Raw genomic sequence first — 12,058 nt, forward strand, 5'->3', positions numbered from 1 at the left:
CCCACCTACGGCAGCGTCTCCCGTTACGGTGCCATCGCCATGGCCTCCTCGCTGGACCAGATCGGCCCGGTATCCCGGACGGTCCTGGACTCGGCACTCCTGCACCAGGTCATCGGCGGGCACGACGCCCGCGATTCCACCTCGTTGCCCGACCCGCTGGCCGACCTTGTTGCCGCCGCGAAGACCGGCAACGTCGAAGGCCTGCGGATCGGCATCATCAAGGAACTGCACGGCGAGGGCTACCAGGCCGGCGTTGAGAACCGCTTCAACGATTCCCTGGAGCTGCTGCGTGAAGCCGGAGCGGAAATCGTCGAGGTTTCATGCCCCAACTTCCAGTACGCCCTGGGTGCCTACTACCTCATCATGCCGTCCGAGGCGTCCTCCAACCTCGCGAAGTTCGACGGCGTCCGCTACGGCCTGCGCGTCCTGCCCGAGGACGGTCCCATGACCATCGAACGCGTCATGGGTGCCACCCGTGCCGCAGGCTTCGGCGACGAGGTCAAGCGACGCATCATCCTGGGCACCTACGCCCTGAGCGCCGGCTACTACGACGCCTACTACGGCTCCGCGCAGAAGGTCCGCACCCTGGTGCAGCGGGACTTCGACGCCGCGTTCACCGTGGCCGACGTCCTGATTTCCCCCACGGCGCCCACCACGGCCTTCCGCCTCGGCGAGAAGCTGGACGATCCGCTGGCCATGTACCTGAACGACGTCGCCACCATCCCGGCCAACCTGGCCGGCGTGCCGGGCCTGTCGCTGCCCGGCGGCCTGGCGGACGAGGACGGGCTGCCCGTGGGCATCCAGCTGCTCGCACCCGCCAGGGAGGACGCCCGCCTGTACCGCGTGGGCGCCGTCCTGGAATCCCTGCTCGAGGCCAAGTGGGGCGGTCCGCTGCTTGCCCAGGCCCCCGACCTTGCCGGTACCGCGGCCCTCGAAACCCAGGAGGCAAAATAATGACCACCGACGCAATCCTCAGCTTCGAAGAGGCCATGGAGAAGTACGATCCCGTCCTGGGGTTCGAGGTCCACGTGGAGCTCAACACCAAGACCAAGATGTTCTCCTCCGCGCCCAACGTCTTCGGTGACGAGCCCAACACCAACGTCAACGAGGTGGACCTCGGCATGCCCGGCGTCCTGCCGGTGGTGAACAAGACGGCGGTCGAGTCCTCCATCAAGATCGGCCTGGCGCTCAACTGCAAGATCGCCGAGAGCTGCCGCTTTGCCCGGAAGAACTACTTCTACCCGGACACCCCCAAGAACTTCCAGACCTCGCAGTACGACGAACCCATCGCGTACGACGGCTACCTGGACGTCGAACTCGAGGACGGCACCGTGTTCCGCGTGGAAATCGAACGCGCGCACATGGAGGAGGATGCCGGCAAGCTGACCCACATGGGCGGGGCCACCGGCCGCATCCAGGGCGCCGACTTCTCCCTGGTGGACTACAACCGTGCCGGCGTCCCGCTGGTGGAGATCGTCACCAAGCCGATCCAGGGCGCCGGTTCCCGCGCCCCCGAACTCGCCAAGGCCTACGTCGCGGCGGTCCGCGAGATCGTGAAGAACCTCGGCGTTTCCGACGCCCGGATGGAACGCGGCAACGTGCGCTGCGATGCCAACGTCTCGCTCCGCCCGCACGGCCGCGAACGCTTCGGCATCCGCTCCGAGACGAAGAACGTGAACTCGCTGCGCGCCGTCGAACACGCCGTCCGCTACGAGATCCAGCGCCACGCGGCGGTCCTGGACTCCGGTGAGCCGGTCATCCAGGAAACCCGCCACTGGCATGAGGACACCCGCACCACCACATCCGGCCGGGCCAAGTCCGACGCCGACGATTACCGCTACTTCCCGGAACCGGACCTGGTTCCGGTGGTCGCCTCCCGCGAATGGGTGGAGGAGCTCCGCGCCACCCTGCCCGAGCCGCCGGCCGAGCGCCGCAAGCGGCTCAAGGCCAGCTGGGGCTACTCGGACCTTGAATTCCGCGACGTGGTGAATGCCGGTGTCCTGGACGAGATCGAGGAAACCATCGCCGCCGGCGCCAGCGCCTCCGTGGCGCGCAAGTGGTGGATGGGCGAAATCGTGGGCCGCGCCAAGGCCGCCGACGTGGACCCCGGCCAGCTGGGCGTCCAGCCCGCCACCATCGTGGAGCTCGCCCGCATGGTGGAGGACGGCAAGATCAACAACAAGATGGCGTCCCAGGTGCTGGACGGCGTGCTTGCCGGTGAAGGCACCCCGGCGGAGATCGTCGAGAAGCGCGGCCTCGCCGTCGTGTCCGACGACGGGCCCCTGCTGGAAGCCATCGACGCCGCCCTCGCCGCGCAGCCCGACGTCGCGACAAGATCCGCGGCGGCAAGGTCCAGGCCATCGGCGCCATCGTGGGCGGGGTCATGAAGGCCACCCGCGGCCAGGCCGACGCCGGACGCGTCCGCGAGCTGATCCTCGAGAAGCTGGGCGTCACCGTCTAACTGCCGAGCACCCCTACAACCGGGTAGTGCCCCTGCCGTTGCATCACGGCAAGGGGCACTGCCCGGTTTTACTTTTAGGTACTCAGGTAGTGGGCGGCGGAAAGTACGCGTTCACACCCGGCGGGGCCGGTCCTACACTTGAGCGCACCGAGGCTGCCGGACGCAGGCCCCGGACAGCGACGCGAAAGGGGCCGCGATGCCACTGCAGGATCAGCCACGGATCCGGAAGGCCTTCATTGCGGGGGCGGTCGCCCTTGCCTTGAGCGGGACGGGGGCCGCCATCGCGTGGTCCGCCGACTCACCGTTCCCCTCGCCATCGCGGTCGCAGTCCGCGCCAGGCCAGTCCGCACCAGGCCAGTCCGCGCCCGGGCAGGAGAAAAAGCAGGACAAGCCGGGCAAGCCGGACAAGTCCGCCAAACCCGGGAAGCCCGGCAAGCCGGATAAGTCCCAGCGGCCGCAGTTGCAGCACAGCGAAAGCGTGGTGAAGAACGCCGACGGCACCTTCCAGACCATTGTGGAGCAGCGCGGCACGGTGGAGGCCGTCAGCGAAACGTCCATCACCGTCAAGAGCGAGGACGGGTTCAGCCGGTCCTACTCAGTCAACGCCGAAACGCGCATCACCAGGGCGCCGGCAACAGGCGAGGACGGCAAGCTGGTCCGGCCCGGCGACGGAAGCATTGCGGACATCACCGCCGGTGAAGCAGTCCGGATCTCCGGGGTAAAGAGCGGGGACCAGGCCACGGCCGGGCGGATTGCCGAAGGGGCCGGGGATGTGCCCGGGCTCGGGCTGGGCAGAGGGAACGGCATGGGGCACGGGCACGCCAAAGGGCAATCACAGTAGCCCGGCCCGGAGGATCAGCCTGCTCCGCCAGCCCCGCCATGATCTCCTGCAGCGCCTCGCACACCATCATGACGGACCGGCGCTTGAGGTTTTCCGGCCGTGCCAGCAGGTCGATCCGCCGCCGGGTGCTGATGCCCTCGAGCGGACGCAGGACGATGTCCGGATTCAGGACGGGCCGGGCCGTATACCTGGGCAGCAGCCCTACCACGCCGCCGGCGGCCACCAGGGCCGCCACGGTGGAGTAGTCATTGATGCGGTGGACGATGTTCGGTTCCCGGCTGGACACGGCGGCGACGGCGGACAGCACGTCCGCGGGGGAGTAGCCGGCATGGCTGGTCACCCACGCTTCACCGGCGACGTCGTCCGCGGCCACGGCCCGTTTCTGCGCGAGCGGATGCCCGGCCGGAAGCGCGACGTCCAGCGGCTCGTGCGCGAGCGGGATCACGGTGACCCGTTCGTCCGGCCAGCGGGGGCTGTGGTCCATCCGGTGGGCCAGTACCAGGTCGTAGCGGGCGGTCAGGGCAGGGAAGTCCTGCTGGGCCACGTCCTCGTCGGACAGTTCCACCCGCGGGCGTCCCGGCTCGTCCAGCATCCTGGCCAGGGGTGCGAAGACGGCCTGGCCTGCGCTGTGGAAGCCGCTCAGGGTCACCCGACCGGCGGGGGAGCCGTGGTAGGTGCCGATGGCGCTTTTTGCCTCGGCCATCGCGCTGACGACGGCGGCGCCCGCGTCCGCAAGGACCTGGCCCGCCTCGGTGAGCACCAGGTTCCGGCCCTCCTTCCGGGTCAGCGGAACCTCCACCGTGCGCTGGAGCAGGGCCAGTTGCTGGGAGACGGCGGACGGGGTGACCATCAAGGTGTCGGCCACGGCCTTGACGCTGCCCAGCGCGCCGAGCTCGCGAAGGATTTCAAGTTGGTGGATCTCCATGGACCCAGTCTAAGCATTAGCAAAAGCTACATCGTCGATTGAGGAAATGCCGATTGTGCTAAACGGTTTCCGGGGCTGTAATGGGGAGGGCAGCCCCTGCCAATGATGTGACAACCAAGAGTGAGGAAGCCGATGAAGGCTCTCTACAAGGCCGGCCCCCAGGCCGGCTTCGAGCTGGTGGACCGCCCGGAGCCCACGGTGGGTCCGGACGACGTGAAGATCCGCGTCATGACCACCGGGATCTGCGGCACGGACCTCCACATCCAGTCCTGGGACGCCTGGGCCCAGGGAATCATCGAAGCTCCCCTGATACCGGGCCACGAGTTCTACGGCGAGGTGGTGGAGACCGGAGGGGATGTCCGGGACGTCAAAGTGGGTGACCGGGTATCCGGTGAAGGCCACATTGTCTGCGGCATTTGCCGGAACTGCCGCGCCGGCCGCCGGCAGATGTGCATCCACACCGTCAGCGTGGGTGTGCAGCGTGACGGGGCGTTCGCCGAGTACGTGGTCATCCCGGAAACCAACGTCTGGGTCCACCATGATCCGTCGGTCACGCCAGAACTCGGCGCCATCTTCGATCCCTTCGGCAATGCTGTGCACACTGCCCTGAGTTTCCCGCTGGTGGGCGAAGATGTGCTCATCACCGGCGCCGGGCCCATCGGCTGATGGCCATCGCCGTCGCCCGCCACGCCGGTGCCCGCAAGATCGCCATTACGGACGTCTCGCGGCCCCGGCTTGACCTGGCCCGCCGGCTCGGCGCCGACCTTGCCATCGACGTCTCCACCACCCGCGTCCGCGACGCCCAGCGTGAACTGGGCATGCGCGAAGGATTCGACATCGGCATGGAAATGTCCGGCCACCCCACCGCCCTGCCGGAGATGATCGACAACATGAACCACGGCGGCCGGATTGCCATGCTGGGCCTGCCCAGCCAGGACATCACCATCGACTGGGGCAAGGTGGTCACCCACATGCTCACACTCAAGGGCATCTACGGCCGGGAGATGTACGAAACCTGGTACGCCATGAGCGCCATGCTCTCCTCCAACCCGGTCCTCCACGCGGGGATCTCCACCGTGGTCACTGACACGCTCCCCGCTTCAGACTGGGAGAAGGGCTTCGACCTGGCCCGCAGCGGCAGCGGCGGCAAAGTTGTCCTCGACTGGACCCGACTCTAAGGATCACCATCATGTACACCTCCATCAAGGACCAGCTCAGCAGCGAGCTGGAGGACATCCGCACCGCAGGGCTCTACAAGACAGAGCGCAGCATCAGGTCACCCCAGTCAAGCCATATCACCGCCGGGCAGATCGGCTCACCGGGCGCGGACGTCCTGAACTTCTGCGCCAACAACTACCTGGGCCTGGCGGACCATCCGGACATCATCACCGCAGCCAAGGCGGCCATGGATGAACGCGGCTTCGGCATGGCCAGCGTACGGTTCATCTGCGGCACGCAGGACCTGCACCTGGAACTTGAAGCCCGCGTCTCCCGGTTCCTCGGAACCGAGGACACCATCCTGTTCTCTAGCTGCTTCGACGCCAACGGCGGCGTTTTTGAGTCCTTGTTCGGTGCTGAGGACGCGGTCATTTCGGACGCGCTCAACCACGCCTCCATCATTGACGGCATCCGGCTGTGCAAGGCCCGGCGGTACCGCTACGCGAACCGGGACATGGCGGACCTTGAGGCGAAACTCGTGGAGGCGAAGGACGCCCGCCGGAAGATCATCGTCACCGACGGCGTGTTCTCCATGGACGGTTACCTCGCCCCGCTGGAGGCCATTTGTGACCTCGCCGAACAGCACGGTGCGCTGGTGATGGTGGACGATTCGCACGCCGTCGGCTTCATGGGCGCCACCGGCGCGGGAACACCGGAACATGCCGGCGTTTCGCACCGGGTGGACATCTACACGGGCACCTTCGGCAAGGCGCTGGGCGGGGCCTCCGGCGGCTACGTTTCCGGGCGCGCCGAGATCGTGGCTATGCTGCGGCAGAAGGCCCGGCCGTACCTCTTTTCCAACTCGCTGGCTCCCGCCATCGTCGCCGCGACCATCAAGGCACTGGACCTGGTGGAGAACTCGGCGGACCTGCGGCGGCAGCTTTTCGATAATGCCGCGCTGTTCCGCCGCCGGATGACGGAGGAAGGCTTCGACCTGCTGGCCGGCGAGCACGCCATCGTCCCGGTCATGTTCGGCGACGCCGTCCTGGCCGCCAAGGTGGCTGACCGGATGCTGCAGCACGGCGTCTTCGTCACCGCGTTCAGCTTCCCGGTGGTGCCGCGCGGTGCCGCCCGCATCCGGGTGCAGCTTTCGGCCGCACACTCCGCGGACGACGTCGAGGCGTGCGTTCAGGCCTTCGTCGCCAGCCGCGCCGAGGTGGCAGCCTGATCCGGCCGTTGTTTCCGGCCCGCCCTTTCCGCAGCAACTCTGCAAGATGGACGCATGGCAGCACACTACGATGTCCTAATTGTGGGCGGCGGCATCGCCGGCCTGTCCCTGGCGTCCGCGCTGGCGGGCAAATGCAGCGTGGCGCTGGTGGAGGCCGAGCAGGAGCTGGCGTACCACACCTCCTCCCGGTCGGCCCGGCAGCTTATTCCCAGCTACGGCCCGCCGGTGGTCCAGGAGCTCACCGCCAGGACGCTCGAGCTCATTGCCGCCCGCGATGCCGAGCTGCCCGAGCCTGTCCTCACGCCCCGGAGCTTTATGCTGGTCGGCAGCGAGGCCGGAGTGGCGGCGGAGGCCAGCGGCTCCATGAAGCCCATCACCCATGCCGAAGCGCTGGAGCTCTGCCCGGCGCTGGTTCCGGAGTCGTTCGCCGCTGCGGGCCTGGACACCGGATCGTTCGGTTCCAATGCCCCGCTGCTGCTGGACGACCACCGGCAGCGGGCAGTGGCCGCCGGGGCGGATATCTATACCGGTGCCCGGGTCCATTCCGCGCAGCGGCTCGGGTCCGGCTGGGAAATCGGCGCGGGCACGGAAGCCTTCCAGGCGGGCGTGCTGGTCAATGCCGCCGGAGCCTGGGCCGACGAGCTCGCCGTCATCAGCGGCGTGGAGAAGCTGGGCCTGCAGCCGTACCGGCGCACCGCGGCGATTGCCGCCGTCGAACGTCCCCTGCCTGAGGGGTGCCCCATGGTGGCGGCCGCCGACAACACGTTCTACTTCCGGCGGGAGGGGAGCGACGTCCTGATTTCGCCGTCGGAAGCGGTACCCAGCGGGCCCGAGGATGCCCGGCCCCGGCCCGGCGACGTCGAACGCCTGGTGGAGCTGCTGAACACCGTGACCACCCTCGGCATCACGGCGGTGCGCCGGGCCTGGACCGGGCTTCGCACAGAAGCAGCCGACGGGATTCCGGTGGCGGGTTTCGACGCCGAAGCGCCCGGCTTCTACTGGCTCGCCGGGCAGGGCGGCTACGGGTTCCAAACGTCTTCGGCCATGGCCGAGCTGGCGGCGGAGCAGATCCTTGCCGGCCAGGCCGGGGCCGGTGCAGCAGGTCCGGTATCCCGGACAGCACAGGCGCTGGCAGCCACGCGCTGGTCCATCCGGCGCTGAAGAATGGTTGCATGAGCACCCTGATCACGAACATTGCCGAGCTGATGACCCAGGACCTGGAACACCGGGTCCTGAAAGACGCGGCGGTAGTGATCGAGGGGGAGCGCATTGCCTGGATCGGGCGGGCTGCCGATGCGCCCGCAGCCGACGACGCCGTCGACGCCGGCGGCCGTGCCGTCCTCCCCGGCTGGGTGGATTCGCACACCCATCTGCTGTTTGCCGGCGACCGGACGGCCGAGTTCGAGGCGCGCATGGCGGGCGAACAGTATGCTGCGGGCGGCATCGCCGTCACCATGAACGCCACCCGCGCCACCTCTGATTTCGACCTCACCCGCCTGGCATTGGGCAGGGTGGCGGAAGCGGTCTCGCAAGGGACCACTTATCTTGAAACCAAGACCGGCTATGGGCTGGATGTGGAGCACGAGGCCCGGAGCGCCCGCATCGCCTCCACGGCCGCGGACCAGGTGACCTACCTCGGCGCGCACCTGGTTCCCGCGGGCCAGGATCCGGAAGCCTATACGGACCTGGTGTGCGGCCCCATGCTGGCTGCGGTCCGCCCTTTTGTGCAGTGGGCGGACGTGTTCTGCGAGGAGGGAGCCTTCACGGCTGAACAATCCCGCAGGGTTCTGCTGGCCTGCCGGGATGCCGGCCTGGGGCTGCGGGTGCACGGCAACCAGCTCGGCGAGGGCCCCGGAGTCCAGCTGGCGGTGGAACTCGGGGCGGCCAGCGTGGACCACGTGAACTACCTTTCCGCCGGGGACGTGGAGGCCCTGGCCGGCACCTGGTCCGGCTGGGATGCAGCCCGCGGAACAGGGGAACGGGGTACGGTGGCAACCTGCCTGCCCGCCTGTGACCTCTCCACCCGCCAGCCGCTGGCCCCGGCGCGTGCACTGTTGGATGCGGGCGTCCAGGTGGCGCTCGCCTCCAACTGCAACCCGGGCACGTCCTACACAAGTTCCATGGCGTTCTGCGTTTCCACGGCTGTCCTGCAAATGCATCTCAGCGTGCACGAAGCAGTACGGGCCGCGACTTACGGCGGTGCGCTGGCCCTGCACAGGGAAGCCGGCAGGGATGCCGACGGCGAACGCGCGGTGGGGTCCATCGCCGTCGGACATCGTGCGGACCTGCACATGCTCAACGCGCCCTCGGCCACCCACCTCGCCTACCGTCCCGGGATGCCGTTGACGTACGCTGTGTGGCGGGCCGGGGTGCGGGAACGATAGGCTACTCGACACTAAATGACGTTAGTTGATCGTTTCTCGTCTGTTATGATCAGAAAACGTCATCCGAAGCGGTGGCTGTTGTCTTGAGAGGCCCTGCATGACCCGCACCGACCGACTGACCGCCATTCTCGACCTCCTGGCCAGGACGGGCCAGGTGGAAGTCGACGAGATCGTCAGCACCCTCGGGGTATCGCCGGCAACGGCGCGGCGGGACCTGGACAGTCTGGCAAAGCGCCGGCTGCTCACCCGCACCCGCGGCGGAGCCACCACCGGTGCCCTGGCCTACGATCTTCCCGGCCGCTACAACCGCGACGACCACGCCGAGGCCAAGGAGCAGATTGCCCAGGCCGCCTCCGCCCTGATCAGGCCCGGCGCGGTGATCGGGCTCTGCGGCGGCACCACCAGCACGGCCCTCGCACAGATCCTCGCCACCCGCGAGGACCTGAACGCACCGTCGAACCAGCCCACCTTGACGGTGGTCACCAACGCCATCAACATCGCGGGCCAGCTGGCGGTGCGGCCCAACATCAAGGTGATGGTCACCGGCGGCATCCTCAATCCGCGGTCTTACGAACTGGTGGGCCCATACACGGACATCATCATGCAGAAGGTTGTGCTCGACATCGCTTTCATCGGCGTCAACGGCATCGACCCGGAAGTGGGGCCCACCAATACCGGCGAGGGTGAGGCGTCGGTCAACGCCCTGCTGGCCAGCCGCGCACGGGTGTCCTATGTCATTGCCGACTCCTCCAAGGTGGGCGTGCGTGCCTTTGCCACCATGGACGGCTATCACTTCACCCGGCTCATAACGGACGCAGGCATCTCGCCGAAGGACAAGGCTGCCTTCGAAGCCAAGGGCACGGAAGTTATCGTCGCGCCTGCGTAGCGGCCCTGGCTGACTGTGCGCAGCTGGGGCGGCCGGCGTTCAGGCAATCAGACAGGATCCAGAAACTGCAGGCAAGATGGGTACATGCTGGTTCCCTCCCGCCGTCGTCTGAAGGTCGAAGTCTGGATCGTCCTGGGCCTCTCGCTTGGGCAGTCCGCCGTGTACTCCGTGGTGCAGCTGCTGGACAAGATGACCCGTGCTCCGCTTGCCGAGGGGACCTCGACACTCAACCGTTCCCAGAGCACGCGTGAGTACTTTGACCTGACGTACCAGCTGCTGGACATCATGTTCGCCCTGGTGCCGGTGCTGCTGGTGATCTACTTCCTGACGGACCAGCGGCAGGCGGCAACGGATGACGGCGGCAATCCGGGCTCTGCCTTCCGGAAGCTCGGCTTCAATTTCGCCCGCCCCGGGAAGGACCTGCTGCAGGGGTTGGGGCTTGCGGCCCTGATTGGAATTCCCTCCCTGGGCCTTTATGCCGCGGGCAGGGCCCTAGGCATCACCACCGCCATCATCCCCAGTGCGCTGGATGCCTACTGGTGGACCGTGCCGGTGCTCATCCTGTCCGCCCTCCGGCATGCGGTGGTGGAGGAGGTCATCGTGGTGGGGTACCTGATGAACCGTTTCGGCAAGTTCGGCTGGAGCGTTCCGCTGTCGATCGCGGCGAGTTCGCTCCTTCGCGGCACCTACCACCTGTACCAGGGCTTCGGTCCCTTTATCGGCAATGTGGTGATGGGCATCGTGTTTGCCTGGCTGTACACCCGGACCAAGCGGGTTATGCCCCTTGTTATTGCCCACGCGCTTTTGGATATCGTGGCATTTGTCGGCTTCAGCCTCTTCGGCCGGGCCGTGGGGCTGGGGTAGCGGCTACGTACGGAGCAGGGCTGAGTCACTCCGGGCCGGACCGCTAAGTGCAGGGTCGCTGAGGGCCCAATCGCTAAAGGCCCAGCCGCTGAGGGTCAGGTCCTTTTCCGGGTCCGGTGGGAGGACGATGGGCATGGCGTAGAAGTCGTCCCATACGGGGTCGTAGGGTGCGATGTCGTCGGCGTCGATGAGGGTGTCGTCTTCTGGTTCTTCCCAGGGCGGTTCTTCCCAGGGTGGTTCTTCCCATGGTGGTTTGGCACAGGGTGGTGCTGATTCCAGCCATTCCGGAGGGCACCATGCCTCGGCGGGGGAGTCATCTGCTCCAGTTTGTCCCTTTAGGTGCGGCACGGTGTTGATTTCCTGAACCAGGACGTTGTCCGGCCAGATGGTTGGTTTGCGGTCAGGTTGTTCGCTGGAGTATTGGCGGCCGGTGGGTGATTTCCAGCCGGGTGGTTCGTTTTTTGTTGCTTGGGTGGGTGTCCAGCCGCTGTTGTGTTTGAGCCGGTGGTGTTTTGGGCAGAGTTGTGCCAGGTTGCTGATCCCGGTGGTGCCGCCGTGTTTCCACGCTTGGAGGTGGTCGGCTTCGTTGTCGAGTGCGTTGTTGTTGCAGCCGGGGAAGGTGCATTTGCCGTCGCGGAGGGTCAGGGCTTGTCGCATGGCTTTGGTGAGCCGGTAGCTGGTGCGGCCGATTTCCAGGGGTGCTCCGTCGCGCGGGTCGATGAGGACGCGGGTGAAGGAATCTGCTCCGTCGGCGAGGAGTTTACGGGCCATGGACGCGGGGATTGGGCCGTAGCCGTCCAGGGTGGCCGGTTCGTCAGTTAGGCCGAGCAGGGCGAACACGGGGACGGTGACGATGACGTCGGTGCGGGGTGTGGGGACTTTCCCGGCTCCGGGGCTGGTTGCGCCGGGGGACGCGGTGGTGGTGCTGGTTCCCGCTTGGCTGCAGGTGTCGCCGGTGCTGTTGTCTTTGGTGCCGGGGTTACTGGTTGCGTCGATGTGATCGTTGGTTTCGAGGTGAGTGTTGTCGGGGATGCCGAGGTCCGCTGCTGGTTCGTCGGATCCGAAGAGGGTGGCGAGCCCGAGGAATTCATCAGGGAACTGGTCCTCCGCGGCGCCTTGAACCTGATCGCCGGTGCCGGGGTGGCTGTTGCCGTCGCCGGCTGCAGGCGTGCTGGTGCCGGGTTGGCTGCCGCGTTGTCCGCCGGTGCCTTCCGTGTCCCCTCCGCCGGCCGGGGCGGCCATGCTCGGCCCGGAGCCGGAGCCGGTGCCGGTGCTGGCGTCTGTGGTGGTTGTTGTGGCTTGGGCGGGGGT

General features: G+C 67.3%; 8 protein-coding genes and 3 pseudogenes. 9 read left to right on the top strand and 2 right to left on the bottom strand.

The window, feature by feature from the left end; genetic code table 11:
- The 3 genes and pseudogenes from G205_RS19630 to G205_RS19640 form a co-directional block, all read left to right on the top strand.
- On the top strand, positions 1–954 hold a 954-nt coding region (locus G205_RS19630), incomplete at its 5' end, for an amidase family protein (RefSeq protein WP_009359548.1).
- Positions 954–2,461: pseudogene (gene gatB / locus G205_RS19635) on the top strand (Asp-tRNA(Asn)/Glu-tRNA(Gln) amidotransferase subunit GatB). The gene G205_RS19630 and the pseudogene gatB, both read left to right, overlap by 1 nt.
- Before the next feature lie 196 nt (positions 2,462–2,657).
- Entirely contained in the window at positions 2,658–3,302 is a 645-nt protein-coding gene (locus G205_RS19640; protein WP_035753925.1) for a hypothetical protein, read from the top strand.
- A 19-nt stretch (positions 3,303–3,321) separates the two neighbouring features.
- Here G205_RS19640 and G205_RS19645 read toward each other — a convergent pair.
- A pseudogene (locus tag G205_RS19645) lies at positions 3,322–4,227 on the bottom strand (LysR family transcriptional regulator); the annotation flags it as partial.
- 132 nt (positions 4,228–4,359) lie between these two features.
- Between G205_RS19645 and tdh the strand changes: the two are divergent.
- From tdh to G205_RS19675, 6 genes and pseudogenes are all read left to right on the top strand, one after another.
- A pseudogene (gene tdh / locus G205_RS19650) lies at positions 4,360–5,405 on the top strand (L-threonine 3-dehydrogenase).
- 11 nt (positions 5,406–5,416) lie between these two features.
- Entirely contained in the window at positions 5,417–6,613 is a 1,197-nt protein-coding gene (locus G205_RS19655) for a glycine C-acetyltransferase (protein ID WP_009359553.1), read from the top strand.
- Between the two features lie 54 nt (positions 6,614–6,667).
- Positions 6,668–7,774 (top strand): NAD(P)/FAD-dependent oxidoreductase, encoded by a 1,107-nt coding sequence (locus G205_RS19660; protein ID WP_009359554.1) that lies wholly within the window; start codon positions 6,668–6,670, stop codon positions 7,772–7,774.
- 11 nt (positions 7,775–7,785) lie between these two features.
- A complete protein-coding gene (gene hutI, locus G205_RS19665) occupies positions 7,786–8,997 on the top strand; it encodes an imidazolonepropionase (RefSeq protein ID WP_009359555.1) in 1,212 nt (403 codons plus the stop codon).
- Between the two features lie 97 nt (positions 8,998–9,094).
- Positions 9,095–9,883, top strand: coding sequence for a DeoR/GlpR family DNA-binding transcription regulator (locus tag G205_RS19670; protein WP_009359556.1), 789 nt, complete (start codon positions 9,095–9,097; stop codon positions 9,881–9,883).
- Positions 9,884–9,967: 84 nt separating this feature from the next.
- On the top strand, positions 9,968–10,747 hold the full coding sequence (locus G205_RS19675) for a CPBP family intramembrane glutamic endopeptidase (RefSeq protein WP_009359557.1): 780 nt from the start codon (positions 9,968–9,970) through the stop codon (positions 10,745–10,747).
- Between the two features lie 3 nt (positions 10,748–10,750).
- Here G205_RS19675 and G205_RS21455 read toward each other — a convergent pair.
- A partial coding sequence (locus tag G205_RS21455; RefSeq protein WP_009359558.1) for an HNH endonuclease signature motif containing protein occupies positions 10,751–12,058 on the bottom strand: 1,308 nt, incomplete at its 5' end.

Origin of the sequence: Arthrobacter nitrophenolicus (genome assembly GCF_000332815.1) — a bacterium.
GTDB lineage: Bacteria > Actinomycetota > Actinomycetes > Actinomycetales > Micrococcaceae > Arthrobacter > Arthrobacter nitrophenolicus.

Bases quoted from the DNA above. Each gene is read 5' to 3' on its own strand.
- G205_RS19640 (WP_035753925.1), top strand. From the start codon at position 2,658: ATGCCACTGCAGGATCAGCCACGGATCCGGAAGGCCTTCATTGCGGGG.
- G205_RS19655 (WP_009359553.1), top strand. From the start codon at position 5,417: ATGTACACCTCCATCAAGGACCAGCTCAGCAGCGAGCTGGAGGACATC.
- G205_RS19660 (WP_009359554.1), top strand. From the start codon at position 6,668: ATGGCAGCACACTACGATGTCCTAATTGTGGGCGGCGGCATCGCCGGC.
- hutI (WP_009359555.1), top strand. From the start codon at position 7,786: ATGAGCACCCTGATCACGAACATTGCCGAGCTGATGACCCAGGACCTG.
- G205_RS19670 (WP_009359556.1), top strand. From the start codon at position 9,095: ATGACCCGCACCGACCGACTGACCGCCATTCTCGACCTCCTGGCCAGG.
- G205_RS19675 (WP_009359557.1), top strand. From the start codon at position 9,968: ATGCTGGTTCCCTCCCGCCGTCGTCTGAAGGTCGAAGTCTGGATCGTC.